We start from the raw sequence: 25,346 nt of genomic DNA on the forward strand, positions 1-25,346 counted from the left end.
ACAATATAACGGAAGGCCGTCTGAAAATATGTTTGAACCGATAAAACCGTGGCGGGATTTTGCCGACCAAGTTGCAGTGCTGGAAAGCAGGGGGATGCGAATTGACGATAGGGAGCGTGCGGAAAAATATCTGCGCCGTATCGGGTATTATCGTTTGAGCGGCTATTTTCATGTTTTCCGACAATGGGATGGGCAAAATCAGGTTTTGCTGGAAACCTTCCGGCCCAATAGCAGTTTTGAGCGTGTTTTATCGCTATATCTGTTTGATAAAAAATTGCGCTTTCTGGCATTGGATGCACTTGAGCGGATTGAAATGGCTGTGCGGGTGGATATCGTGCATATTCTGGGTAAGAAAGATCCGCTGGCTCATGAAAACGCGGCGTGTTTCGATGGTAAGTTTGCCAAAACCATTCAGGCCAACGGGAAGACTAAGTATCAGGAATGGTATGAGCGGCTGGAAGAATTGATTAGAAAAGCCCGGCAACGGAAAATATCTTGTGTCGTTCATAATTTACATAAATACGGGCACTTGCCGGTTTGGGCAGTATGCGGATTATGGGACTTTGGTGCGATGTCCCGCCTATATGAGGGGATGAAGCATCAGGATCAAAATCTCATTGCCCGTAAATACGGTGCGTTGCATGGCGGGATATTTGCGAAGTGGCTGCGTAGTTTGAATGAGATACGTAATATCGCAGCCCATCACGACCGATTGTGGAATACACGCATCGTTCAGCAGGCAGCGCCCATTTCGACAGATGAATATTGGAAAAAACTCAAAAATTACCATCCGTTTTTCTATTTCTGCATTATGCAGCAGATGATGCAAATATTGTGCCCGCATTCTAAATGGGCGGACAGGTTTGATGAGCTGTTGCGTGAATTTCCCGAAGAAGCCGTTATCAGCTTGGCTGCATTCGGATTGCCGGAGCATTATCGGGAATGGGATTTGTGGAAAAAATAAAGGCCACTACATGCAAAAGCAGAGGTAGCGGCCGTTTCGAGATAAATATTACGCTGAATTCGTCTTCAAAGCAACACAATTTGTTTAAAACCAAATCCAAAAATAAGATTGTTTGAAAAATAAAACATTGCGCAAAATGCAGCTCTTTGAATAGAAAAGAAAACAGAACACGAAAATGAAATCTCTAACCCTGAACTTTATCCGCCAAGCCCTGAGCCTGCCGCTGCCGTCTGAAAACGGCGGTGTCGAAATCAAGCGCATCGTAACCGACAGCCGCGACATTCAAAGCGGCGATGTGTTTTTCGCCCTGTCCGGCGAACGTTTCGATGCGCATGATTTTGCGGCAGAGGTGTTGGCCAAAGGCGCGGCGGCGGTTGTGGTGTCGCGCCAAGACTGCGCCGCGCTGCCCGGCGCGTTGAAGGTGGGCGATACGCTGACCGCACTGCAAACGCTGGCGAGGGCCTGGCGCAACGAAATCAACCCGTTTGTGTTCGGCATCACCGGCTCCGGCGGCAAAACCACCGTGAAAGAAATGCTGGCGGGCATACTGCGCCATCGTTTCGGCAAAGAGGCCGTGCTGGCGACGGCGGGCAATTTCAACAACCACATCGGCCTGCCGCTCACCCTGCTCAAGCTCACGCCCGCGCACCGTTATGCCGTGATCGAAATGGGTATGAACCATTTCGGCGAGCTGGCCGCGCTCACACAGATTGCCCGCCCCGATGCGGCGTTGGTCAATAATGCCCTGCGCGCCCACATCGGCTGCGGTTTTGGCAGCGTGGGTGATATTGCCCGGGCCAAAAGCGAGATTTATCAAGGTTTGGGCGCAGACGGCCTGGCGCTGGTTCCGGCCGAAGATGCCCATGCGGCCGTGTTTCAGACGGCCGCACAAGGTTTGAAACAGCAGACTTTCGGTGTGCAGAGCGGCGATATCCATGCCGAAAACATCGTGTTGGAGCCGCTGTCGTGCACATTCGATTTAGTGGCCGGCAACGGGCGTGCCGCCGTCAGGCTGCCGGTGCCGGGGCGGCACAATGTGGCCAATGCTGCTGCTGCCGCCGCGCTGGCGTTGGCCGCCGGCTTGAGCCTGCAAGAGGTTTCAGACGGCCTTTGCGGTTTTACCAACATCAAAGGCCGTCTGAACGTGAAACGCGGCATCAACGGCACCACCGTGTTGGACGACACCTACAACGCCAACCCCGACAGCATGAAAGCCGCGCTCGATGTGCTGGCCCGATTCCCCGCCCCGCGCGTGTTTGTGATGGGCGACATCGGCGAATTGGGCGACAGCGAAGCGGCCGCCATGCACGCCGAAGTGGGTGCATATGCCCGTGATAAAGGCATCGAATCGGCTTATTTTGTCGGCGGTTATAGCGCAGCGGCGGCGGAAGCTTTCGGCGGCAACGGATTGTGGTTTGCCGGCAAGACCCTGCTGATTGAATCGTTGGCACACAATTTGCCGCCGGGCGCGAATGTGCTGGTGAAAGGCTCGCGCTTTATGAAGATGGAAGAAGTAGCCGAAGCGCTGCTGGAAAAGGCCGTCTGAAACCGTTTCAGACGGCCGCCCTGCCGAAGCAACAAACCGACAAACCCAAACACGAGAATCACACACAAAGGAAGCAACCCCCATGCTTTTATGGCTAGCCCACTTCAGCAACTGGTTTTCGGCGCTGAACGTTTTCCAATACACCACTTTCCGCGCCGTGATGGCCGCCTTAACCGCGCTGGCGTTTTCGCTGCTGCTGGGGCCGTGGACGATACGCAGGCTCACCGAATTGAAAGTCGGCCAGGCCGTGCGCCACGACGGGCCGCAAACCCACCTGATCAAAACCGGCACGCCCACCATGGGCGGCTCGCTGATTCTCACCGCCATCACCGTTTCCACCCTGCTGTGGGGCAATCTGGCCAACCCCTATATTTGGATTCTGCTGCTGGTGTTGCTGGCCACCGGCGCGCTGGGTTTTTATGACGACTGGCGCAAAGTGGTTTATAAAGACCCTAACGGTGTGTCGGCGCGGTTTAAAATGGTGTGGCAGTCGGGCGTGGCACTGGCGGCGGGGCTGCTGCTGTTTTATGTGGCGCAAAACTCGGCCAACAATATTCTGATCGTGCCGTTTTTCAAACAAATCGCCTTGCCGCTGGGCGTGGTGGGCTTTGTGGTTTTGGCTTATCTCACGATTGTGGGCACTTCCAACGCGGTCAATCTCACCGACGGCTTGGACGGTCTGGCCGCTTTCCCTGTGGTGCTGGTGGCGGGCGGTTTGGCGATTTTCGCCTACGCCGGCGGCCATGCGCAGTTTGCCCAATATCTGCAACTGCCCTATGTGGCCGGCGCCAACGAAGTGGTGATTTTCTGCACCGCCATGTGCGGCGCCTGCTTGGGCTTTTTGTGGTTCAACGCCTATCCCGCGCAAGTGTTTATGGGCGATGTGGGTGCGCTGGCCTTGGGCGCGGCCTTGGGCGCGGTGGCGGTGATTGTGCGTCAGGAGCTGGTGCTGGTGATTATGGGCGGCCTGTTTGTGGTGGAGGCCGTGTCCGTGATGCTGCAGGTGGGCTGGTATAAGAAAACCAAAAAACGCATCTTTCTGATGGCGCCCATCCACCACCACTACGAACAAAAAGGCTGGAAAGAAACACAGGTGGTGGTGCGGTTTTGGATTATCACCATCGTGCTGGTGTTGGTGGGCTTAAGCTCGCTGAAAATCCGCTGACGGCCGTCTGAAAAGTAAAGGCCGTCTGAAAAGCATAACCTATTGCCGCCATACCCGGGTATGACGAAATATTTGAGTATGACGAAATATTGATGGGCAGCAACATGAATTGGCAAAACCAAAAAATCCTCGTTGCCGGCCTCGGCAGCACCGGCGTTTCCATGATTGCTTATCTGCGCCGCGCCGGCGCGCAGGTGGCGGCTTATGATGCCGGTTTGAATCCCGGGCGCGAAGCGCAGCTTAAGCAGCTTTTCAAAGGCTTAAACTGCCATACAGGCCGTCTGAAAGACGTTTTGGCGCAGGGTTTCGACATTCTCGCGCTCAGCCCCGGCATCAGCGGGCGCACGCCTGAAATCGCCGCATTCCAACAAAACGGCGGCAGAGTGGTCGGGGACATCGAAATCCTCGCCCGTATCGTGAAAGCGCGCGGCGACAAAGTGATCGCCATCACCGGCAGCAACGGCAAAACCACCGTAACCAGCCTGGTGGGCCACCTGTGCGCGAAATGCGGGCTGGACACTGTGGTGGCCGGCAATATCGGCACGCCCGTGCTCGAAGCCGAATTGCAGCGCGAAGGCAGAAAAGCCGATGTGTGGGTGCTCGAACTTTCCAGCTTCCAGCTCGAAAACACTGAAAGCCTTACCCCCGATGCCGCCGTGGTGCTGAATATTTCCGAAGACCATCTCGACCGCTACCGCAACCTGCTCGACTACGCCCACACCAAAGACAAAATCTTTGGCGGCAGCGGCGTGCAGGTGCTCAACGCCGATGATGCGCTGTGCCGCGCCATGAAGCGCAGCGGCCGCCGGGTAAAATGGTTTTCGCTGGAAAATGAAACCGATTATTGGGCAGATGTTCAAACTGGCCGTCTGAAAGCGGGCGGCAGCGTTTTGCTCGACACCGCCGCCGTGCCGCTGCAAGGCCTGCACAACGCTGCCAACGTTTTGGCCGCGCTTGCTCTGTGCGAAAGCATCGGCCTGCCGCGAACCGGGCTGCTGCAACACATTCAAACCTTCAAAGGGCTGCCGCACCGCGTGGAAAAAGTGGGCGTAAAAAACGGCATCACCTTTATAGACGACAGCAAAGGCACCAATGTCGGCGCTACCGTTGCCGCCGTTTCCGGCCTGCAAAGCCCGATTGTGCTGATTGCCGGCGGGCAGGGCAAAGGGCAGGATTTCACCCCGCTGCGCGCCGCGCTGCAAAACAAAGCCCGCGCAGTGTTGCTGATCGGCACCGATGCGCCGCAAATCCGCCGTGATTTAAGCGGCTGCGGCGTGGAGCTGATGGATTGCGAAACCCTGCCCGAAGCCGTTCAGACGGCCTATCGGCTCGCGCAAAGCGGCGATGTTGTGCTGCTTTCCCCCGCCTGCGCCAGCTTCGATATGTTTGAAGGTTACGCGCATCGGGCAGAAGTGTTTGTTAAGGCGTTTGAGGCGTTGTGAAGGCAGTCTGAAAAGTCCCGGCAACGGCTGCATTGGGTGTGCGGCCGCGGCGTTTGAAAACAGCGAAACCTCGGGCAGCTGTCTTTTTCACGTTTTGCGGCGGGCTGTTTGGCGCGGTGTCTGAAAACCGGGGGGGGGGGCTGTCCGTGCCGGACAAACCGGTGCCTGAAACGCCCGAGGCGCAATATGCCGCAGTGCAGATTGTTTCAGACGGCCTTGTGCCGCAGCGCAGAAAAGCCGTTTGTTTGAAATTCAAATGCAATAATTTTTACAGCAATATGATTACAGAATCCAAAATCCTCGACCGCAAAATTCTGCGCAGCGGCCACAAAACCGACCAATCGCTGCTGTGGATGGTGATACTGATGGTGTCGTTCAGCCTGCTGATGATTTATTCCGCCTCCATCGCTTATGCCGCCCACGACGGCGGCGACCAGTGGTTTTATCTTTCGCGCCAGGCCGCGTTTCTGGGCACAGGCGCTTTGGCGGGGCTGGCTGCATTTAAAGTGCCGATGGCCAAGTGGAAGAAATACACGCCGTGGATTCTGTTTGCCGCCCTGCTGCTGCTGGCGGCGGTGTTGGCCGTGGGGCGGGAGATCAACGGCGCAAAACGCTGGATACACTTGGGGCCGGTGAATCTGCAGCCCACCGAAATATTCAAGCTGGCAACGATTTTATATTTGTCGAGCTTTTTCACCCGCCGCGCCGAAATCTTGAAGCAGTTTAAAAAAGTGCGCTTTTCCGCCGTGCCGGTGGGCATAGGCTTGGGGCTGATTATGTTGGAGCCGGATTTCGGCTCGTTTGTGGTGGTAACGGCCGTGGCGATGGGGCTGCTGTTTTTAGCGGGGCTGCCGTGGCGTTGGTTTTTGATGATGGTGGGCATCGGCTTGGCCAGCATGGTGGCGCTGATTGCCGTTGCTCCTTACCGTATGGCGCGGGTGTCGGCATTCTTAAACCCGTGGGAAGACCCGCTGGGCAAGGGCTACCAGCTCACCCACTCGCTGATGGCGATTGCGCGCGGAGAATGGTTCGGCGTGGGCTTGGGCGCGAGTTTGGAGAAGCGTTTTTATCTGCCCGAAGCGCATACCGATTTTATTTTGGCGGTTATCGGCGAAGAATTTGGCTTCGTGGGCATTTCGGTGCTGATTTTCTGCTATGCGTGGCTGGTGTGGCGGGCGTTTTCCATCGGCAAGCAGGCGCGCGATCTGGAATTGTTTTTCGGTGCGTTTGTGGCCAAAGGCATCGGCATCTGGCTGGGCATTCAGAGTTTTTTCAATATCGGCGTGAACATCGGCCTGCTGCCCACCAAAGGCTTAACCCTGCCGCTGATGTCCTACGGCGGTTCGGCAGTGATCATCATGCTGGTGTGTATGGCTTTGCTGTTGCGCGTGGACTATGAAAACCGCCTGAAAATGCGCGGCTACAAAGTGGAAGCATAACACGGCCGCCCGTGGTAAAAGCCGTCTGAAAAACCGTATCAACCCAAAATATCATGATAGCGAAACAGCGCAACAGGCAGCGGGAAGCCGAGGCTGCAGGCAATGCAGACGGCCGGCACCATTCTGCCGCTTTGGCGGTCTGCCGGGTTGTTTTTGAGCCGGGACGGAGCTGCGCCGTATCGTTTCGCGTTGTTTTACGATAAAAAAGGATTATTCAAGTTATGGGCAGTAAAACCTTTATGCTGATGGCCGGCGGCACCGGCGGCCATATTTTCCCCGCACTGGCGGTGGCCGAAGCCCTGCGCGGACACGGGCACCATGTGGTTTGGCTGGGCAGCGCAGACTCGATGGAAGAGCGCATTGTGCCCAAGCACAACATCCGCCTCGAAACGCTGGCGATTAAAGGCGTTCGCGGCAACGGCTGGAAGCGCAAGCTGGAATTGCCGTTTACCTTGTTCAAAACCGTGCGGGCGGCAATGCGGGTGATTGAAAAACACCGTGTCGATTGCGTTATCGGCTTCGGCGGTTTCGTTACTTTTCCCGGCGGCGCGGCTGCCAAGCTGTCGGGGGTGCCGATTGTGATTCACGAGCAAAACGCCGTGGCCGGCTTGGCCAACAAACAGCTTGCCCGCTGGGCGCGCCGCGTTCTGTATGCTTTTCCGCGCACTTTCGCCAACCACGATGGTTTGGTCGGCAACCCCGTGCGCGCCGACATCAGCAACCTGCCGCCGCCCGCCGAGCGTTTTGCGGGGCGGAAAGGCCGTCTGAAAGTGTTGGTGATGGGCGGCAGTTTGGGGGCAGACGTGCTCAACCAAACCGTGCCGCGGGCGCTGGCGCTGCTCACAGAAAGCGAACGCCCGCAGATTTACCATCAGGCGGGGCGCGGCAAGCTCGGCACGCTCAAAACCGACTACGAAGTGCTTAACGTGCAGGCCGAATGCGTGGAGTTTATCGATGATATGGCCGCCGCCTATGAAAATGCCGATGTGGTTATCTGCCGCGCGGGTGCACTCACGGTTGCCGAGCTGACCGCCGCCGGGGTGGGCGCGCTGCTGGTGCCGTATCCCCACGCGGTGGACGACCACCAAACTGCCAACGCCCGCTTTATGGTGCAGGCCGATGCCGGCTTGCTGCTGCCGCAGTCGCAGCTCACTGCCGAGAAACTGTCGGAAGTGTTGTGGGCGCTCGACCGCGAACGCTGTCTCGAATGGGCCGAAAACGCCCGCACGCTGGCCATGCCCTACAGTGCCGATGATGTGGCGGTTACCGCGATTGCCGCCACCTTGTGAGCGGAGCGGGGAAAGGTTTTTCAGACGGCCGGCTGCTGCAAAGGGCGTTTGCCGGTTTGGCGCAAACGCAATGCTTGGGAAGCAGCACAAAACCCGCACGGCAGCAACCTTCTGAACACCCTTTTACATTAAAACCATAGCGTATCCGCCCACCGCCCTTTAAAATAACGCCTTTCGGATTTTCAGACGGCCTTAAGGCCTTGAGGCCGTCTGAAACGGGAAACAGGCTTCAGGAAAACAACAACGTGAAAAACAGAGTCAATCATATTCATTTTGTCGGCATCGGCGGTTCGGGCATGAGCGGAATCGCCGAAGTGCTGCACAACCTGGGGTTTAGAGTGTCCGGCTCCGATCAGGCGCAAAGCGCAGTAACACAGCATTTGAGCGGTTTGGGCATCCGGGTTTGCTCCGGCCACACTGCAGATCACGTTGCCGATGCCGATGTGGTGGTGGTTTCCACCGCCGTCAAACCCGACAATCCCGAAGTGCGGGCGGCCCAAGAGCGGAAAATCCCCGTGATTCCGCGTGCGCTGATGCTGGCCGAGCTGATGCGCTTCCGCGACGGCATTGCCGTTGCCGGCACGCACGGCAAAACCACCACCACCAGCCTCACTGCCTCTATTCTGGCGGCGGCCGGCATGGATCCGACCTTCGTTATCGGCGGCAAACTCACTGCCGCAGGCACCAACGCCCGCTTGGGGCAGGGTGAATATCTGGTGGCCGAAGCAGACGAATCCGATGCTTCGTTTCTGCATCTTACGCCCATTATGTCGGTGGTGACCAATATCGACACCGACCATATGGACACCTACGACCACAGCGTTGAAAAACTGCATCAGGCGTTTGTGTCGTTTATCCACCGTATGCCGTTCTACGGCAAAGCGTTTTTGTGTACCGACAGCGAACACGTCCGTGCCATCGTGCCGCGTATCAGCAAGCCCTATGCCACTTACGGTTTGGATGAAAGTGCCGATATTTACGCTACCGGCCTGCGGGCGGAAGGCGAAAAAATGCGTTTCAGCGTTCATGTGAAGCAGGAGGGTATCGAGCCGTTTGAAGTGGTGCTGAATATGCCCGGCCGCCACAACGTGCTCAATGCGCTGGCCGCCATCGGCGTGGCGCTCGAAGTTGGCGCATCGGTGGAGGCGGTTCAGCAGGGCTTGCTGGGTTTTGCCGGAGTCGGCCGCCGTTTTCAGAAATACGGCGGCATCGCCCTGCCCGGCGGCGGCAGGGCGATGCTGATCGACGACTACGGCCACCACCCTGTAGAAATGGCCGCTACGCTGGCCGCTGCGCGCGGCGCGTATCCCGGCAAACGTTTGGTGTTGGCCTTCCAGCCGCACCGCTACACCCGCACCCGTGATTTGTTTGAAGACTTCGTGGGCGTGTTGAACACCGTTGATTTGCTGGTGCTGACCGAAGTGTATGCCGCCGGCGAAGAGCCGATTGTGGCCGCCGATGCCCGCGCGCTGGCGCGTGCCGTGCGCGTGTTGGGCAGGCTCGAGCCGATTTACTGCGAAGATGTCAATGCTCTGCCCGGCACCTTGTTGAGCGTGTTGCAAGACGGCGATGTGGTGCTGACCATGGGCGCAGGCAGCATCAACAAAACCCCGCAGGCGCTGGCGGGGGCGCAGGCTGGGCGGCAGGGCAGCGGCAATGCCGTCTGAAAAATAATCAAACACAGGGGCTGCCGATTGTTGGTGCAAACCAAACCGATAAACAGGCCGTCTGAAAAAGAAAGAAACCGTAAATATGCAAGATTTTGGCAAAGTTGCCGTGTTGATGGGCGGATTTTCCAGCGAGCGCGGGGTGTCGCTCGAAAGCGGAGCCGCCGTTGTTGCCGCCCTGCAAAGCAAAGGCATAGACGCACACCCGTTCGACCCGAAAGAAACTCCTTTGCACGAGCTGGAAGCCCGGGGCTTTCAGACGGCCTTCAATATTCTGCACGGCACTTACGGCGAAGACGGTGCCGTGCAGGGCGCGCTCGAGCTTTTGGGCATACCCTACACCGGCAGCGGCGTGACGGCTTCGGCCGTAGGCATGGACAAATACCGCTGCAAACTGATTTGGCAGGCACTGGGGCTGCCTGTGCCCGAATTTGCCGTATTGCACGATGACAGCGATTTCGATGCCGTTGAGCGCGGGCTGGGTTTGCCGATGTTTGTGAAACCCGCTGCAGAAGGCAGCAGCGTGGGCGTGGTGAAAGTAAAAGAAACAGGCCGTCTGAAAGAGGTGTATAACAGTCTCAAACACTTGCACGGCGAAATTATTGCCGAGCGTTTTATCGGCGGCGGCGAGTATTCCTGCCCCGTGATTAACGGCAAAGGCTACCCCGCCATCCGCATCATTCCCGCCACCGAATTTTACGATTACGAAGCCAAATACACGCGCGATGATACCGTTTACCGGTGCCCGGCTGATTTGAATGCAGCCGATGAAGCCCTGATGCGCTCGCTGTCGGTGCGTGCCGCACAGGCAATCGGTGCCGAAGGTGTGGTGCGCGTGGATTTCTTGAAAGACACGGACGGCAAGCTGTATCTTCTTGAAATCAATACCTTGCCCGGCATGACCGGCCACAGCCTGGTGCCGAAGTCGGCTGCCCAAACCGGCTTGAGCTTCGCCGATTTATGTGTTGAAATTCTGAAAACCGCTCATGTGGGATAATGCAGGCGCCCTGAGGCGCATAACCCGTTGGCTGATGATTCTGGTAGTGGCAATACTGCTGGGGGCATTGACCGTTTGGGTTTACAATTCGCCGTATTTTCCGGTGAAACAGGTCAAAATCGAAGGCGAAATACGGCGCACCGGCAGCAAGCAGCTGCAAACCGTGGCGCAGAAATATATACGCGGCAACATCTTCCGCGCTGATTTGAACGGTGCTCGGGAAGCGTTTGCCAAGCTGCCGTGGGTGGATAAAGTAACCGTGCGCCGCCGTTTGCCCGACACAGTCGAAATCGGCCTCATCGAGCGCATTCCTGTGGCGCGCTGGAAAGAATCAGGCCTGCTCGACAGCAACGGCAACCTTTTCACTGCCGCTACCGATGAAAAATTCCCTGTGTTTTCAGGCGGAGCGGGAACCGGCAAAATTATGGTGAAGCATTTCAACGAATTTAACGCCGTTTTAAAACCCTTAGGTTTGGTCGTTGCCGAACTTGAGTATTCACCGCGATCGGCTTGGACGGTAGGGCTGGATAACGGTATTTCCGTGCGCTTGGGTCGCGAAAACGAAACCGAACGCCTGCAACGCTTCGCCGAAATGTGGCCGGGCATTTTGCAGGCGCAGCAAGGCAACTTGGCCTACGTGGATATGCGCTACCGAGACGGATTCGCCGTGCGCTACCACGACAAGCGGCAGGAGCCGCAGGCAGGCAGGCCGTCTGAAAACAGTGCATCAGGCATCGAACTGCAAAACCGACAGTAATCAGCAAACGAATGGGACATCATGGTAAAAGGCAAATACATCAGTGCATTGGATATAGGCACTTCTAAAGTTATCGCATTAATCGGCGAAGTGCACGAAGATAACGAAATCCATATTATCGGCTTGGGGCAGGCACCTTCGCGCGGCCTCAAAGCCGGCATGGTAACCAATATCGATGCCACCGCCCAAGCCATCAAACAGGCCATGGAAGAGGCAGAGCGTATGGCCGACTGCAAAGTCGACAGCGTAACCACAGGTATTGCCGGCAACCATATCCGCAGCCTCAATTCGCAAGGCGTGGTGAAAATCAAAGACGGCGAAGTTTCCCAAGCCGACATCGACCGCGCCATCGAAACTGCCAAAGCCGTCAATATTCCGCCAGACCACAATATTCTGCACACCGTGGTGCAGGAATACATCATCGACAACCAGCCCGGTGTGAAAGAGCCCATCGGTATGAGCGGGGTGCGCCTGGATACCCGCGTGCACATCATTACCGGTGCGATTACTGCCCTGCAAAACATTCAAAAATGCGTCAACCGCTGCGGCCTGCATATGGAACAGATTATGCTGCAGCCGTTGGCGAGCGGTCAGGCCGTGTTAACCGAAGACGAAAAAGACTTGGGCGTTTGTGTAATCGACATCGGTGGCGGCACCACCGACATCGCTGTTTACACCAACGGTGCCATCCGCCATACCGCTGTGATTCCGGTTGCAGGTGATTTGATTACCAAAGATTTGGCACAAGCCTTGCGCACGCCGCATAACGCCGCCGAATACATCAAAATCAACCACGGCGTTGCCATCGCCACCATGGAAGGCTTGGATGAAATGATAGAGGTGCCCAGCGTGGGCGACCGCCAGCCGCGCCAGATTTCCCGCCGTGTTTTGGCCAGCGTAATCGGCCCGAGGGTAGAAGAAATTTTAGAGCTTACCCTTAATGAGCTGCGCCGCAGCGGTTTTCCCGAAGAAGTGCTTACCTCGGGCGTGGTGCTCACCGGCGGCGCATCGCTGCTTACCGGCATCGTTGATTTGGCCGAAGACGTGTTCAATCTGCCCGCCCGTATCGGCGTGCCGCACGAAATAGGCGGCGTTTCCGAGCGCATCCGCAACCCCAGGTATGCCACGGCTATCGGCCTTCTCCAGGCCGCCCGAGGCGAAGTTTCAGGTGCCCCCGTTACCGGGGTTGTAGCCATCAGGGAACCGAAAGAAAACTGGCTGGTCAGGCTGAAAGAATGGTTGAAGAATAATTTTTAAAATTCTCGTAAAAATGTAAGAAGAATTTTGCCAGTAAGCAGGGGCTTCTTATATAATAACGCCAAATTTTGCAGCTATTTAGCCGTCATTTGTTTGCCCGTCCTAACGCAGGGCGCAGAGGAGTATTTTATGGAATTGGTTTACGATGTAGTAGAGGCCGCCGCAAGCCCTGCGGTTATTAAAGTTATCGGTATCGGCGGCGGCGGTTGTAATGCCATTAACAATATGATCTTAAATACTGTTCAAGGGGTGGAATTTATCAGTGCCAATACGGATGCCCAATCTTTGGGCAGAAGCAACGCTGCCAAACGTATTCAGCTGGGCACCAACCTGACACGCGGCTTGGGTGCGGGTGCCAACCCTGAAATCGGTCGTGCAGCAGCCCAAGAAGACCGAGAGGCCATTGCCGATGCCATCCGCGGTGCCAATATGCTGTTCATTACAACCGGCATGGGCGGCGGAACCGGCACGGGAGCTGCTCCCGTTGTTGCAGAAATTGCAAAAGAGCAAGGAATCCTGACCGTTGCCGTGGTAACCCGCCCGTTCGGCCACGAAGGCAAACGCGTACACATTGCCCAAGAAGGCATGGATCACCTGAAAAGCCAAGTGGATTCCCTGATTGTTATCCCGAACGACAAATTGATGACGGCGTTGGGTGAAGACATTACCGTGCGCGAAGCGTTCCGTGCTGCCGATAATGTATTGCGGGATGCAGTTGCCGGTATTTCCGAAGTGGTGACGCGGCCCGGTTTCATCAACTTGGATTTCGCCGATGTGAAAAATGTGATGAGCATTATGGGCATGGCGATGATGGGTTCAGGTTTCGCGCAAGGTATCGACCGTGCCCGCTTGGCAACCGAGCAGGCCATTTCCAGCCCGCTGTTGGATGACGTAACCCTAGATGGTGCGCGCGGCGTATTGGTAAACATCACCACGGCGCCCGGTTGCCTGAAAATGTCTGAATACCGCGAAATCATGAAAGTGGTGGACGAATACGCACATCCGGATGCCGAGCGCAAATATGGTACTGCCGAAGATGAAGGAATGGAGGAAGACGCTATCCGCGTAACCATCATCGCTACCGGCCTGAAAGAAAACACCGCTGCCGTCCCAAACAACCTGCGCATGGTGAAAACCCAGCAGGCAACCGGTACAGACGATGGTTTTAGCAACATTAACGGCTTGATCCGTTCCGGCCGCAGCACCCGCAGCATGAATTTGACTGCTTCCGATTTCGCCAACCAATCTGTGCTGGACGATTTTGAAATTCCCGCCATTTTACGCCGCCAAGCCGACTAACCGTTATCGTTTTGATACTTGAAAAGGCCGTCTGAAAACCTGCTTCGGTTTTCAGACGGCCTTTTGATTTTTATTAAATTAATTGCTCTTTTTGGCTGAACTTAAATACACTAACGATAAGTCAAAGTAATATTAACCACCGATACCGTTATATCTGAAGGAGCAAAACATGCATTTGCAAATATTGGCTGTATGCACTTAACCGCATTGGCCGCCTGTCAAAAAGAAGCAACACCCGCTGCGCCTGCGCAAGCACCGCAGCAGGCAGTAGCACCCACTTCGGGTGAGAGCCTGATCCGCGAGCCGGTTGCCGCGCAAAGCCAACCTGCGCAGGCGATTCAAACCAAAACGGTTGGTAACGACACCATCCATCTAACAAAAGCCAAAGTGGTCGGTCAGATTCTGAATGTGGAGTTTGTGGCCGTTCCGCCCAAAGCACCCGACGGCAAATACGATTATTTTGCAGGAAGTTCTCATAAATTAGCCGATTTCGACTATATCGATAAAACCACCAGCAAAAAGATTACCCTGTTGCAAGACGAAAACGGCAAATATATGGCCGATCCCATCAATAATACTCACCATAAAGAAATACGCATTCCCGGCTCCACAAGACACCCGCTAACTATTTCGCTGAAATTCCCTGCCCCGCCCGAGACTTCACCCACCATCACCATTGATTTTCCTAATATAGGTTCGTTTGAATCCGTTCCCGTGAGCCGTTAAGTTTTCGGATACGGGGTTTTCAGACGGCCTATCAATCAAGATCAGGCCGTCTGAAAACCGTTTCGCCGAAAAATTTAAAAAAAACAGCCATATCCGCACATAATTGGGCTTGAATCCGAATATGTCGGCGCTGCGGCTAAGATTAGGGAGTGTAGCCGGAAAGCGCTGCGGCGGTATTTTTGGTTAAAATCCGCATCTGCTGCTTTTAGGTAGCATAGCGGACTTGCGAAGCTAAAATGCTCGCAAGATGTTCAATCTTGCTGTGCTTTTTGCCTTGCATCTGCAGATTTTCCCTCAAAAAACGCTTCACAAGCCTTCTGACTACACTCCCTAAGTTAATCCGACTTTAATTTTTTTAAAGAGCAATCCGATGAACGCCACAACCGCATTTTCCCTTTTTGCCGCCGTTGCCTTATGCGCCTGCAACCCGCAATCTTCAGGCAGCCAAGCACCTGCCGCTGCCGCCTCCGCCCAAAACACGCAGGCGGAAACGCCGCCGCCTGCTTCTGTGCCCGCGCAAGCCGCACCGGCCCAACAAGCCCAACCCGCATCATCTGCTTTGCAAACAGCCGAGCCGCAACCTGCTGCCGCACAAACAACTTCTGCCCCCGTTTCATCAGTTTCTGCACAAGGCAGTAATCTGTCGGCAACCGGCAGCAGCCTGAGCGCGCAGCAAACGGGGTTCAATATCGAAATCAATCTGGCTTCCGATGTGTTGTTCGATTTCGATAAGGCCGATTTGAAACCCGAGGCTGATGCCGAGCTGCAAAAGGCCGCCGAAGTGATACGCGAAAAGGGCAAAGGGCTGATTCTGATCACAGGCCACACCGATAGCAAGGGCAGCAAAGCCTACAATAAAAAGCTCTCGCTGGCGCGCGCAGAGGCCGTGAAGCAATGGTTTGAAAAACACGGCCTGCATTATGATTACCAAACCGATGGCAAAGGCGCGGCCGATCCAATTGCGCCGAACACCAACGAAGACGGCAACGACAACCCCGAAGGCCGCGCCAAAAACCGCCGCGTAGAAATCGTGATCAACAAAACCAAGCGGTTGGGTGAATAAACGGTTTTCATAGGTTGAAATTTTTGCAAAAAAGCCGTCGTAATCCTGAATTTATTTAGGGGCTTACGAAGCAAAATCAGCAAAAATGATGTTAAGCTTCTGATATACCTATTAAAAACAAATACCAAAAGTTCAGTAAAATTACCGAATCAAAATTCCGTCAAATCCTGCGCCTTTTCACACTTGATTTGACCGCTTCCGATACCGCCAGACTCACCGGCACCAGTACCCAAAGTGCCAATATCTGTTTCTCAAACTGCGTTGCCGTATGGCTGCTGAATGTGAACGGCAAACTCCCTCTGCCGGTGTGGTCGAACTGGACGAATCCTACTTCGGCTCCAAACGCATCCGAGGGCGGGCGGGGGAGAGGGAGGCAAAACCATTGTTTTCGGCATCTTAAAACGGGACGACAAAGTCTATACCGAAGCGGCTATCACGGCTTGGTTGATATGGGCTGTGAAAAGCACTTCAGGGTACATCATGGTGTAGACGAGTTCGCCCGGGGTGCGCAACACATTAACGGCATCGAATTGTTTTGGGGTTATGCCAAAAACCGCTTGGTTAAATTTAACGGTGTACCGAAACAGACTTTTTATTTACATTTAAAGGAAACCTAATTTCGCTTCAATCACAGGCATGATGATCTGTATTAGTCTTGCTTAAAATACTGAGAAATCGACCCTTGGGCTAATTTTGCTTCCTAAGCCCCTTCTTTATTGCAAGCCCTTGCCCAAGTCATTTGATTACTAGGGTTGTTGATAAATATAAGGGGCTGATCTACTTCGGCCCCTTATATTATTTTAATGGTTAGCTTTAGAATGGTTCGTTCAAATCATATTTTCTAGAAACTACTTTGCCATATAATACCCAGCCTGCGAATACGGCAATACTGCCCCAATACATTGCCTCCATACCCGAGCTGTAAAGCGCATAGAAACTGTACAGATTACCGATAAAAGCAATGATGCTGGTGAATACCATTTCTTTATGCGGAACATCGCTGGTTTTTTGCAACACAATAATTGCCGACATTGACAGGATATACGGTATTAAATTGGTTACTACAGCTAGATTCACCAAAATATCGAACTGTTTGCTCAAACCCTCGTCCATAGTCATCAAAGCCAACACGGTTTGTATTGAAGCGATGATAATCATACCGAGTATAGGAGTATTGTTGGAGGTTGCTTTGCCAAACTGTGGGATAAAGTAGCCTTCATCGGCACCAGCTTTAAACACTTGCGCGATGGTAAACTGCCAACCTAATAGTGATCCTGTGCAGGAAATGATCAGCAAACCCATTACAATTTGACCAATGGTGTTGTTAAACATTGAAGCAAACACCAATCCGAAAGGGGCATCAGTTGATGCTAATTGAGTGTTGGGTACAATACCGGCTACTACATTGGTGGAAACAATGTAAATAATGGCAGTTAGCAGCGTTCCCCATAGTACTGCAATCGGCACGTTTTTCTCGGGGTTGTCTACGGCATCGGAATTGGCACAGGCCGACTCTAAACCTAAAAACGCCCACAAAGTAATCGCGATAGAAGACGGAATTGCCTCAAACAGCCCCATATTGTGTGGGTTCCATGCGTCAGCATACATTGATGGGCTGAACCAGAACCAGCCGATAATCGATACGCCGATAACCGGAATAATTGCACCCCAAACGGTTATACCGCTGATTTTACCGGTAATGCCGGCACCGCCAAAGTTGGCTACCATCGTCAGCCAAACAAAAATAATTGCCCCTAAAGCAGCTTGAAAAGGCGATAGCTGCCAGTTCATTAACACGGCTAGATAGCCCACTGCGGAAATGGCGATTGCCACATTAGCAATCAATAGTGAGACGGCATAAGTGTAGTTGGCCATAAAATTTCCGGATTTACCGAATGAATATTCGGCATAACCGCCCATGCCGCCCGATTTAGTACTGAAACGGCCGCATTTGGCAAACGCATAAGCCAAACACATCGAACCAACAGCGGTTACCAACCAAGATAAAATCGAAATCGTGCCGACCTGCGCCAGTTTGGACGGCAGCATAATGATGCCAGACCCCATCATATTAATCACAGTAAGAATAGTGAGCTGCACTACGCTCATTTTACTTTTGGAAGATGACATGATTTGTCCTTTCGTTTTTCAGACTGCCCTTGGAAAGACTGTGCCTTTTCAGACAGCCTGAAGTCGGCCGTTATTTAACAATCACATGACCATAGGCACGGCGGCTGCCATCGGGTTCCTCCTGCAAATAAACCCCTTGGATTTCCGGTTCGAAACCAGGAAGGCAGTTGATGCCTTCTTCTAATGCCAGGAAGTATTTCTGCACTGCACCACCCCAAATCTCGCCTGGAACGGTACACAATACGCCGGGCGGATAAGGCAACGCACCTTCGGCAGCAATTTGGCCCTCGATTTCGCTCAAGCGCACCAGTTTTACTTCGTTGCGAATCAGGCATTGTTGTGCATCGTAGGCACTCATAGCCTGCTTGGGCCAACCATCGCGGCGGAACATTTGCCGTTGCAGCTCTTTCATGTTGTTGCGTTTGTAGAAATCATGCATTTCCTGGCAAAGACGACGGATGGTGTAGCCACGGTAATAGTTTTCGTTTTTACCGTATACAGAGGGCACCACATCTTTCATTAGGCTGTTGTCTGCAATGTGTTGCTCGAAGCGGGCAATCAGTGCGGCCAAATGCTGCACTTTTGCTAAATTTTCAGACGGCGTGAGCAGGAAAAGAATAGAGTTCAAATCACATTTTTCCGGCACAATGCCGTTGTCGCGCAAGAAATTAGCCAAGATGGTAGCCGGCACACCGAAATCCTCGTATTCTCCGGTTTTCACATCGATGCCCGGTGTTGTCAGCAATAATTTACACGGGTCGACAAAATATTGGTCTCGAGCATAGCCTGGAAAAGCATGCCAGCGTGCGCCTGGTTCGAATTTGAAGAAACGCAAATCGGTAGCGATGGTTTCGGTAGGATAATCTTGCCAAGGTTTGCCTTCAACGGTTTCCGGCACAAACGGCTTGATCATGCTGCAATGGTTCAACAGCAGTTTGCGTGCTTCAATACCGATGGTTACGCATTTGTGCCACAGCTTACGGCCAGCTTCGCCTTCGTGCATTTTGGCATTCACATCCAAAGAGGCAAACATCGGATAGAACGGGCTGGTGGAAGCTTGCAGCATAAAGGCATTGTTAAAGCGTTTGTGGTTGCAATAACGTTTTTGGCCTTTGATGTGCTTGTCTTTTTTGTGAATTTGAGAAGTTTGCGAGAAGCCCGACTGTTGTTTGTGAACCGATTGGGTAACAATAATGCCGGGGTCGTTTTCATTCAGTTCCAAAAGCAGCGGAGAACAATCACGCATCATTGGGATAAACTGCTCATAGCCAACCCATGCCGAGTCAAACAGAATGTAATCGCACAGATGGCCGATTTTATCCACCACCTGGCGGGCGTTGTAAATTGTACCGTCGTAAGTGCCCAATTGGATTACGGTCAAGCGGAACGGACGCGCTTCATTGGCACGCTCAGGCGCAACCTGACGGATTTGTTCGCGGATATAGGTCTCATTGAAGCAGGCTGCGTCAATACCGCCGATAAAGCCGTAAGGGTTGCGAGCAGTTTCCAAGTACACGGGCTTGGCACCGTTTATAATCAGCGCACCCATGTGGATGGACTTGTGGTTGTTGCGGTCGAACAGTACCAAATCATCTTTAGCCAGTAGTGCACTGGTAACCACTTTGTTGGAAGATGAAGTGCCGTTGAGTACGAAATAGGTCTTATCGGCGTTATACACTTTGGCAGCATGTTGTTGAGCGGCACAGGCAGGGCCTTCATGGATCAGTAAATCCCCCAGGCGCACATCGGCATTGCACAAATCAGCCCGGAATACGTTCTCACCGAAGAAATGGAAAAATTCACGTCCGGCCGGATGTTGGGCAAAGAACTGGCCGCCTTGATGGCCAGGGCAGTCAAATGCTGCATAACCACGTTTGGTATAGTGTTTGAGAGCATTGAAGAAAGGCGGTGCAAGATTGTCGGCATATTGATCGGCAGCAGCATCAATCTGTTTGCCGTAATAATGGCGATTGCCGAAACCGATTTGAATTACACCGCTAAATTGCGGCAAAAAGCTTTCAGGTAGTGTTTCTTCAGGTTGAACTGCTGCAAACAGTGGCACACCAAAGCCGGTTCCCTTAATTTTTTCGGCGGCGAAAGAAACATCGTCCACTGATGCTACTGCAGCAGCAACATTGGTGAAATCTGTTTTCCTAATATCAACGATTTCATATTCGCTGATAAAGCTGTCCCGCACAGAAGGGCTGGCAGCGATTTTAAGATATTTCATCATACGCCTCCTAATAAGGATTGTTGGAAAATTGATTCGGCATTATTTTATGCTTGTGGATTTCTTATTTCAAGAATCTAAAATAATAAATTTCTTTTAATAAACAAAATATTAAAGTTAAAATATTAAAATTTGACCTTTATTAAATATATTTCAATAGAGAAATTTTTCATATGTATAAAGCGTATAATCGCACTTTCATATCTTAATTTTGATACTGTTTTAACCAAGAGATATGATTTTTGAGTTGGAAAAAACTATTTGGTGATAATAGGGTACGGCTTGGTATTTGAAGTTGGGTGTATATTTGGACATAAGAAAACCGCACCTTTTAAAGTTGGGGAAGTGTCTAACTTTAAAAGGTGCAGTTCAGCATTTCAGACGGCCTGAAAGTTTCAAATAAACCTTATACATCAAAACCATGCAGGAAATATAGTGTTCCGTTATCCCATTTAACCAAATGATCGCCTTTGCCGAGCAGGTTTTCGGCACCAGTTTCGTCCAAGATAATCTTGGATTCGGTTGATTTTTGTACGCTTAATGCAATGCGTGCTGGTAAATTGCTGCGCAGCGTACCATCCAATACTTTCGCATCGGGACGCTGGGTGTTTAAAATCAAATGGATACCCGAAGCCCTTGCTTTTTCAGCCAACATCATCAGTTGTTTTTCAATACCGTCATGGTGCTTAAGTAGGTTGGCTAGCTCATCAACCACAATTACGCGGTAGCGTGGGCGGATATGCCTAGGAAGCTGGGCAAGTTTTTCAACGCGATGTTGGCTCATCAGCGCGTAGCGGCGTTCCGACTCTTCCACGCTCTCAAGCAGGAATTGATACATTTCATCGTAATCGTCCCAAATTCGCTCTTCGTAGAGGTCTTCTTCGTTTCAAATATGCGGTAATCGACTTTTTTCGGGTCGAGAATTGCCACCTCCATTTTGTCCTGTCCTTTGCACAAATCAAACAGGCTGCGCAGCAGCGTACGCACAAATACGGATTTGCCTGAACCTGTTGTACCGCCGATAAGCAGGTGCGGCGCAGAAGCCAAATCCTTAAAATGAGCTTCGCCATATTCGTCTATACCGATGCACACGGGTAGCGTGTAATCTTTATCATAGTTTTGCAGGGCTTCAGCAAATTTTTCCACGTCTAATTTATGCCATGTTTTTTCATCACGCAGCAGCTTTACATCATAGGCATGGCTTTCGTTGTTGTAACACGGCACAATATATAGGGCGCTTTCTTTTACACCTAATTCCGAACATAATCCTTGGGGCTGTCCTAGATAACTAGAACAAATCCTGCTTTACTAATTGTTTTAAAATAGAAATTTGAAATTTTATCTCACTGTTGTTAAAACGCCATTCACACTCTTTCAAATACAGTTCAAAATGCTCTTTGGGAATGCCGTTAAACTTGCGTAAATGGCGTTTTGCTTGGTTCCAAAAGTTCTCAATTCCGTTAATGTGATTTTGTCGCTCAGCAAAATGTGTGCTGTGATTGATCCGAAAATGTGAAAATTCGCTCACATCAAGAACGTCATAACTTTTGTAACAATCGGTATAAACAATGCTATCAGGCTTCACTTGCTCGCGGATAATTGGCAATAAAGTCGCAGTTTGTGTATTGGGTACGGCAACGGTGTAAACCTTACCATTACGCTTCAAAAGCCCGAATACAGCCACTTTGCCAGCCGCACCGCGACCACGTTTGCCTTTGCGTTGTCCGCCAAAATAGCTTTCATCAACTTCTACTTCACCATCAAGCATTTCCAGATGCGGGCTGTTGTGATAGATAAGTAAGCGCAAACGGTGGAAGTAATAGGCAGCGGTATTTTTATTGACGCTAACTAATTGCGCCGCTGTGCGAGCGGTAACACCTGCAACAAATAGTTCAATCAGTTTGTTTTGCTTGTACTGACTTAAACGACTTTTTCTCATAGGGATTATTCTAACCTGAAGTTAAATTTCCCTAGTTATCTAGTACAGCCCCTAATCCTTGGTGGTATCTATCCAAGTCTGCATATTTACTCAAACGCAGGCGGTAGATGTCGTAACGAGCCCCCGCATATCTGAATTTCAAATCCGCCACGCTGATGTTTTGACGTGCAAACGCACCGCGCTAGCGCTGTTTTTGGTTTTCAGACAACTCTTCATTATCTTGGTTGTCTGGAGTGTCTATAATTGTACCTACACCTGCATTTTTCACAGCCAAATCGGTTAGCTCATTCAAAAAAATCTGCCGTGCCGCCAGTTCGTCATCGGGCTTAAAGCGTTTGCAGCCTTCCCATAAGTTTTCCAGTTCTACTGCACCTGTATGCCATAAAGAGTGAATCAGTGCATACAAATCATCTTTGTCGACCTTTTTGTCGGGATTAAGGCGAAACAATGCATCGCTTAGTATGACCAGCCACAGGCGCGAATAATCCTGAAAACAGGTTTGAAAAGAAGCAATTTCTGTGCCTTTGGCATTGGGTGCAGAAATTAGTTTACCCAGGCTATCAGTAAAGCCTTTAGCAAAACAATAGCCAATACAAAGCATGGCCCAGTCAAAATGACCGTCAAATGGTGGTAATGCGCCTGCACTATTAAGTTCTTTTCGGATTTTCTTGGCTTCTTCGCTGGAAATAATCCGCTTTTCACCCATATCGGTATGTTCCAATTGGTACATGATGTTTTCCAATATATTTCAGACGGCCTGTTATTTAAAATACACGTCGGCAGTTACCTGGGAACATGCGCCACCGCTGGTCAATGACTCTGCCTCTACCAGATAGGTGCGACTGATATGGGGTTCCAAACGGCGGTACACTTTGGGCGTGATTTCCGTATCCTGCGACAACAAAATCACTTGCTGACTTAAATTAGCCCAATGGTTAAACAAACCTTCGCGATGGCCTTTATCTAAACGCGCAAGCGGTGTATCAATAATAAATAAACGGTGCTTGATAGCGTGTGACTTTTGCTAAAGCTGATACCAGCGATATAATTAGAATCTGCATTTGACCTGCCGATGAGTCTACATGAGTTTCATAGCCGTCGTAGCCGAACAAGCTCATTTGTCCGTTTGCTTTGATGCGGATATGATCAATATGTTTGTCGTGGGCGATAGCACGATTAATCCGTGTAGCGGCCTCGCCGACAGCCTCAACTTTCTGTTTCAGCAATTCTTCAATCAGACGCACGATGACTTTATCCACTTCCCCTGCGCGGCGCGATTTGAGCAACTGCGGATCGCTTTCGCTGATTTTATCATTTAAATCAGAAACTTCTTTAGATAAGCGTTCATGCATTTTTTGGTGCTGAATCAGATTGTTTTTCAGATGGCCTAAACGCTCTTTGTATTTATCGGCTTCTTGATTGGCTTCTTTCAGTTGTTCGACCAGTTTGTCGTTATTGGTACCTTGCAGATTCTCAATTTCAGCAATTACGCGTTTACGCTCGGACTCGCGTTTTTTATTTTCTGTTAATAGCTTACCGATTTCACCTTGTGGCATTCCTCCTAATTTGGCAATTTTGTTCTGAATCTCGACGTGGGCATTGACCGAAAGATAATTGTGTTTAATTGTGTTTGAGCAGTTGTTGGGCAAGGGATAAAACAGCTTCTCCCAGCAATCTTCCACTGCCTCTTTTAATAAAGGCTGGCTGAAAATCATACTGGCCATCTGTCCTAACGCTTGATTGACTTTCTCACTGCTGACAAATGTATTCCAAAAGTCATCAACTTTTTCGGCAATTTGATTTTTTCCTGCTTCATGGTTCAGGCGGTTTTTCTCGCGCTCCAATTGTACTTATAAATCTTTCAGACGGCTTTTGGCCTTGTTTGATGTTTGATAAAGTTATCGGTTTATATTACTTGCGGCAATACCCGTTATTTAACAGCAGGGTTGCCGTGTTTCACCAATTCTGCAGCCAATGCGGTCTGCCGCTGCGGATCGTGGGTGAAAAAAGCCGTATCCGCCCAAATGTCCGCATCTTTAGGTAACACCGCCAAAACCTTGCCCGACAATTTTCCCCCGCGTGTCTGCCAGGCCTTTAAAAACTGCGCCCTGCCCATCGAAATATGCCCGAGCGAGGGGTCGACCAATAAAACGGTATTCTTGGAAATGCCGCGCAACACCGAAAAATGATCGTCTTTACGGTATTTCAGATAGACGATAACGGGGATTTTCAATTGCGCGAGCTGTTCGAACGACAAAGCATAGCCTTTGGCTTCAAAACCAAAATCGGGCATGATGCGCCGCATATCCTCAAACGAAGCGCGCATCTGATCTTTATCCAGCTTTTTCATCACTTCTGCTTCGGTGAGCTTTTGCCCGTAGAAATTGTTCAGCAGCGTTGCCACCGAGGCCGCGCCGCAGGAGTAGTCCAAATCCTGCTTCACGATATTGAAATCGCGCATTTCTTTCCAACTTCTAACCTTGATTTTGCCGTAGGCGATCGGGTTATCGTTAAACACGGGGGAGGCGCAAAGGCTGCCCGAAAGCAGCCAGACGGCAAACAGGAGGGGAAAATATCTTATTGCAATGTGCCCGGTCATTAAAAGCTCCCAAATATTATTTATCTCTTTTTCTGCGGTTTTCTATTTTTTCAGCAACCCAAAGAAATATATAGCATATTAAAAACAGCAAACAGGAAAATAAGACTAAATCTCTGGATAAAATAATAATGATATCAAGGGGGTAATTTTTTCTCAGAAAAAGCTGGTTGAATATTTCGGCAATAAAATAGCCGGAGAAAAACACACAGCCCGCCACCACAGATAAAGTGAGCCTGCTCCATTTTTTTCTGGCTGTATTTGGAAGATAAATATCCTAAAACAGCAGCGGTTAAATCAGACATATTTTTTGCTGCAAAATAAATAAAGCAAAGCTTTCCAAAGATGAATATTGGTTTCCATCTATTTTTTCAGAGATTAATTCAATGATTTGATTTTTTATGTTCATAACTTACCCTTTTATTTTAAAAAGGGGCTTTGCCCTTTTCTTCGGATTGGTTTGGGTAGAAGGAATCGGTTATCTGATCATTGTTTTCTAACCTTATCCAAAACAAACATAGATAAAGCTATGCAGAAACTTACCGGAATGCTGAAAATACCTATACCTTTCCAAGCAATTTCCGTTCCGTTGATAAAATATATGACGGACATAAAAACCACCGCCACACTGTAAATAACACTAAAACATACGGCATAGAGCAGGAAAAAAGGAATTTTTATTTTCCGGTTATTTTTAAGCAGGTAGCGGGCGGTTTCATTACCCAGCAACCCCGCTAACAAATAAAATATCAGGTTATCTTCCATGGCTTATCTTTGATGTTTACCCATTGCGGCACTGGAAGTTTGGCTTAAGGCTGCCCCGTTTGCACGGATAACCAC

At 51.2% G+C, this 25,346-nt stretch carries 24 protein-coding genes and 1 pseudogene; 14 read left to right on the plus strand and 11 right to left on the minus strand.

Going from position 1 to position 25,346, the window contains the following annotated elements:
* Positions 1 to 28: 28 nt before the first annotated feature.
* The 14 genes and pseudogenes from H7A79_RS12310 (at position 29) to H7A79_RS12375 (ending at position 16,302) form a co-directional block, all read left to right on the plus strand.
* Entirely contained in the window at positions 29 to 964 is a 936-nt protein-coding gene (locus H7A79_RS12310; RefSeq protein ID WP_187000402.1) for an Abi family protein, read from the plus strand.
* A gap of 175 nt (positions 965 to 1,139) precedes the next feature.
* On the plus strand, positions 1,140 to 2,510 hold the full coding sequence (locus H7A79_RS12315) for a UDP-N-acetylmuramoyl-tripeptide--D-alanyl-D-alanine ligase (RefSeq protein ID WP_187000403.1): 1,371 nt from the start codon (positions 1,140 to 1,142) through the stop codon (positions 2,508 to 2,510).
* A gap of 82 nt (positions 2,511 to 2,592) precedes the next feature.
* Positions 2,593 to 3,675: a phospho-N-acetylmuramoyl-pentapeptide-transferase gene (gene mraY / locus H7A79_RS12320; RefSeq protein WP_135035839.1), complete on the plus strand. Its 1,083-nt coding sequence runs from the start codon at positions 2,593 to 2,595 to the stop codon at positions 3,673 to 3,675.
* 104 nt (positions 3,676 to 3,779) lie between these two features.
* Complete coding sequence (murD, locus tag H7A79_RS12325) at positions 3,780 to 5,117, plus strand: UDP-N-acetylmuramoyl-L-alanine--D-glutamate ligase (RefSeq protein ID WP_187001715.1); 1,338 nt, start codon at positions 3,780 to 3,782, stop codon at positions 5,115 to 5,117.
* Positions 5,118 to 5,395: 278 nt separating this feature from the next.
* The gene (gene ftsW, locus H7A79_RS12330; protein ID WP_187001716.1) at positions 5,396 to 6,556 is read left to right on the plus strand and encodes a putative lipid II flippase FtsW; all 1,161 of its coding nucleotides are present in this window, start codon (positions 5,396 to 5,398) and stop codon (positions 6,554 to 6,556) included.
* Positions 6,557 to 6,777: 221 nt separating this feature from the next.
* Positions 6,778 to 7,845: an undecaprenyldiphospho-muramoylpentapeptide beta-N-acetylglucosaminyltransferase gene (murG, locus tag H7A79_RS12335; RefSeq protein WP_187000404.1), complete on the plus strand. Its 1,068-nt coding sequence runs from the start codon at positions 6,778 to 6,780 to the stop codon at positions 7,843 to 7,845.
* Between the two features lie 296 nt (positions 7,846 to 8,141).
* Entirely contained in the window at positions 8,142 to 9,512 is a 1,371-nt protein-coding gene (gene murC / locus H7A79_RS12340; protein ID WP_246408152.1) for a UDP-N-acetylmuramate--L-alanine ligase, read from the plus strand.
* An 85-nt stretch (positions 9,513 to 9,597) separates the two neighbouring features.
* Entirely contained in the window at positions 9,598 to 10,509 is a 912-nt protein-coding gene (locus tag H7A79_RS12345) for a D-alanine--D-alanine ligase (protein WP_187000405.1), read from the plus strand.
* Positions 10,499 to 11,266 carry a cell division protein FtsQ/DivIB gene (locus tag H7A79_RS12350; RefSeq protein WP_187000406.1) on the plus strand — a complete coding sequence of 256 codons (768 nt, stop codon included), beginning with the start codon at positions 10,499 to 10,501 and terminating at the stop codon, positions 11,264 to 11,266. The genes H7A79_RS12345 and H7A79_RS12350 overlap by 11 nt, the downstream gene beginning before the upstream one ends.
* Positions 11,267 to 11,287: 21 nt before the next feature.
* Positions 11,288 to 12,523 (plus strand): cell division protein FtsA, encoded by a 1,236-nt coding sequence (ftsA, locus tag H7A79_RS12355; protein WP_135035853.1) that lies wholly within the window; start codon positions 11,288 to 11,290, stop codon positions 12,521 to 12,523.
* Between the two features lie 129 nt (positions 12,524 to 12,652).
* Positions 12,653 to 13,822 carry a cell division protein FtsZ gene (ftsZ, locus tag H7A79_RS12360; protein ID WP_187000407.1) on the plus strand — a complete coding sequence of 390 codons (1,170 nt, stop codon included), beginning with the start codon at positions 12,653 to 12,655 and terminating at the stop codon, positions 13,820 to 13,822.
* Between the two features lie 192 nt (positions 13,823 to 14,014).
* The gene (locus tag H7A79_RS12365; RefSeq protein WP_187000408.1) at positions 14,015 to 14,548 is read left to right on the plus strand and encodes a phosphoribosylglycinamide synthetase; all 534 of its coding nucleotides are present in this window, start codon (positions 14,015 to 14,017) and stop codon (positions 14,546 to 14,548) included.
* 370 nt (positions 14,549 to 14,918) lie between these two features.
* A complete protein-coding gene (locus H7A79_RS12370) occupies positions 14,919 to 15,611 on the plus strand; it encodes an OmpA family protein (protein ID WP_187000409.1) in 693 nt (230 codons plus the stop codon).
* A gap of 104 nt (positions 15,612 to 15,715) precedes the next feature.
* Positions 15,716 to 16,302 (plus strand): annotated as a pseudogene (locus H7A79_RS12375) (IS1595 family transposase).
* Positions 16,303 to 16,424: 122 nt separating this feature from the next.
* Here the strand turns inward: H7A79_RS12375 and potE are convergent.
* The 11 genes from potE to H7A79_RS12430 all read right to left on the minus strand — a co-directional run bounded on the left by potE (position 16,425) and on the right by H7A79_RS12430 (position 25,271).
* Positions 16,425 to 17,741 carry a putrescine-ornithine antiporter gene (gene potE, locus H7A79_RS12380; protein WP_135037627.1) on the minus strand — a complete coding sequence of 439 codons (1,317 nt, stop codon included), beginning with the start codon at positions 17,739 to 17,741 and terminating at the stop codon, positions 16,425 to 16,427.
* A gap of 70 nt (positions 17,742 to 17,811) precedes the next feature.
* Positions 17,812 to 19,974, minus strand: a complete 2,163-nt coding sequence (locus H7A79_RS12385; RefSeq protein ID WP_281384913.1) for an ornithine decarboxylase — start codon at positions 19,972 to 19,974, stop codon at positions 17,812 to 17,814.
* Between the two features lie 403 nt (positions 19,975 to 20,377).
* Positions 20,378 to 20,755 (minus strand): hypothetical protein, encoded by a 378-nt coding sequence (locus tag H7A79_RS12390; RefSeq protein WP_343060888.1) that lies wholly within the window; start codon positions 20,753 to 20,755, stop codon positions 20,378 to 20,380.
* Positions 20,755 to 21,195, minus strand: a complete 441-nt coding sequence (locus tag H7A79_RS12395; protein ID WP_281384915.1) for an FtsK/SpoIIIE domain-containing protein — start codon at positions 21,193 to 21,195, stop codon at positions 20,755 to 20,757. Before H7A79_RS12395 ends, H7A79_RS12390 begins: the two co-directional genes overlap by 1 nt.
* A 64-nt stretch (positions 21,196 to 21,259) precedes the next feature.
* Positions 21,260 to 21,910: an IS1595 family transposase gene (locus tag H7A79_RS12400; protein WP_186999880.1), complete on the minus strand. Its 651-nt coding sequence runs from the start codon at positions 21,908 to 21,910 to the stop codon at positions 21,260 to 21,262.
* Positions 21,911 to 22,091: 181 nt separating this feature from the next.
* Positions 22,092 to 22,640, minus strand: a complete 549-nt coding sequence (locus H7A79_RS12405) for a hypothetical protein (protein ID WP_187000410.1) — start codon at positions 22,638 to 22,640, stop codon at positions 22,092 to 22,094.
* A 30-nt stretch (positions 22,641 to 22,670) separates the two neighbouring features.
* Positions 22,671 to 22,853: a hypothetical protein gene (locus tag H7A79_RS12410; protein WP_187000411.1), complete on the minus strand. Its 183-nt coding sequence runs from the start codon at positions 22,851 to 22,853 to the stop codon at positions 22,671 to 22,673.
* 40 nt (positions 22,854 to 22,893) lie between these two features.
* Positions 22,894 to 23,754 carry a hypothetical protein gene (locus H7A79_RS12415; protein ID WP_187000412.1) on the minus strand — a complete coding sequence of 287 codons (861 nt, stop codon included), beginning with the start codon at positions 23,752 to 23,754 and terminating at the stop codon, positions 22,894 to 22,896.
* Positions 23,755 to 23,840: 86 nt separating this feature from the next.
* Complete coding sequence (locus H7A79_RS12420; protein ID WP_187000413.1) at positions 23,841 to 24,509, minus strand: C39 family peptidase; 669 nt, start codon at positions 24,507 to 24,509, stop codon at positions 23,841 to 23,843.
* Positions 24,510 to 24,643: 134 nt separating this feature from the next.
* Positions 24,644 to 24,811 (minus strand): hypothetical protein, encoded by a 168-nt coding sequence (locus H7A79_RS12425; RefSeq protein ID WP_187000414.1) that lies wholly within the window; start codon positions 24,809 to 24,811, stop codon positions 24,644 to 24,646.
* Between the two features lie 181 nt (positions 24,812 to 24,992).
* Positions 24,993 to 25,271, minus strand: coding sequence for a hypothetical protein (locus tag H7A79_RS12430; RefSeq protein WP_187000415.1), 279 nt, complete (start codon positions 25,269 to 25,271; stop codon positions 24,993 to 24,995).
* Between the last annotated feature and the right edge of the window lie 75 nt (positions 25,272 to 25,346).

Source organism: Neisseria musculi, assembly GCF_014297595.2.
Taxonomy (GTDB): Bacteria; Pseudomonadota; Gammaproteobacteria; order Burkholderiales; family Neisseriaceae; genus Neisseria; species Neisseria musculi.

Coding starts and splice junctions, on each gene's coding strand:
- H7A79_RS12310 (WP_187000402.1), top strand. CDS start 29: ATGTTTGAACCGATAAAACCGTGGCGGGATTTTGCCGACCAAGTTGCA.
- H7A79_RS12315 (WP_187000403.1), top strand. CDS start 1,140: ATGAAATCTCTAACCCTGAACTTTATCCGCCAAGCCCTGAGCCTGCCG.
- mraY (WP_135035839.1), top strand. CDS start 2,593: ATGCTTTTATGGCTAGCCCACTTCAGCAACTGGTTTTCGGCGCTGAAC.
- murD (WP_187001715.1), top strand. CDS start 3,780: ATGAATTGGCAAAACCAAAAAATCCTCGTTGCCGGCCTCGGCAGCACC.
- ftsW (WP_187001716.1), top strand. CDS start 5,396: ATGATTACAGAATCCAAAATCCTCGACCGCAAAATTCTGCGCAGCGGC.
- murG (WP_187000404.1), top strand. CDS start 6,778: ATGGGCAGTAAAACCTTTATGCTGATGGCCGGCGGCACCGGCGGCCAT.
- murC (WP_246408152.1), top strand. CDS start 8,142: ATGAGCGGAATCGCCGAAGTGCTGCACAACCTGGGGTTTAGAGTGTCC.
- H7A79_RS12345 (WP_187000405.1), top strand. CDS start 9,598: ATGCAAGATTTTGGCAAAGTTGCCGTGTTGATGGGCGGATTTTCCAGC.
- H7A79_RS12350 (WP_187000406.1), top strand. CDS start 10,499: ATGTGGGATAATGCAGGCGCCCTGAGGCGCATAACCCGTTGGCTGATG.
- ftsA (WP_135035853.1), top strand. CDS start 11,288: ATGGTAAAAGGCAAATACATCAGTGCATTGGATATAGGCACTTCTAAA.
- ftsZ (WP_187000407.1), top strand. CDS start 12,653: ATGGAATTGGTTTACGATGTAGTAGAGGCCGCCGCAAGCCCTGCGGTT.
- H7A79_RS12365 (WP_187000408.1), top strand. CDS start 14,015: ATGCACTTAACCGCATTGGCCGCCTGTCAAAAAGAAGCAACACCCGCT.
- H7A79_RS12370 (WP_187000409.1), top strand. CDS start 14,919: ATGAACGCCACAACCGCATTTTCCCTTTTTGCCGCCGTTGCCTTATGC.
- potE (WP_135037627.1), bottom strand. CDS start 17,741: ATGTCATCTTCCAAAAGTAAAATGAGCGTAGTGCAGCTCACTATTCTT.
- H7A79_RS12385 (WP_281384913.1), bottom strand. CDS start 19,974: ATGATGAAATATCTTAAAATCGCTGCCAGCCCTTCTGTGCGGGACAGC.
- H7A79_RS12390 (WP_343060888.1), bottom strand. CDS start 20,755: ATGAGCCAACATCGCGTTGAAAAACTTGCCCAGCTTCCTAGGCATATC.
- H7A79_RS12400 (WP_186999880.1), bottom strand. CDS start 21,910: ATGAGAAAAAGTCGTTTAAGTCAGTACAAGCAAAACAAACTGATTGAA.
- H7A79_RS12405 (WP_187000410.1), bottom strand. CDS start 22,640: ATGTACCAATTGGAACATACCGATATGGGTGAAAAGCGGATTATTTCC.
- H7A79_RS12420 (WP_187000413.1), bottom strand. CDS start 24,509: ATGACCGGGCACATTGCAATAAGATATTTTCCCCTCCTGTTTGCCGTC.
- H7A79_RS12425 (WP_187000414.1), bottom strand. CDS start 24,811: ATGTCTGATTTAACCGCTGCTGTTTTAGGATATTTATCTTCCAAATAC.
- H7A79_RS12430 (WP_187000415.1), bottom strand. CDS start 25,271: ATGGAAGATAACCTGATATTTTATTTGTTAGCGGGGTTGCTGGGTAAT.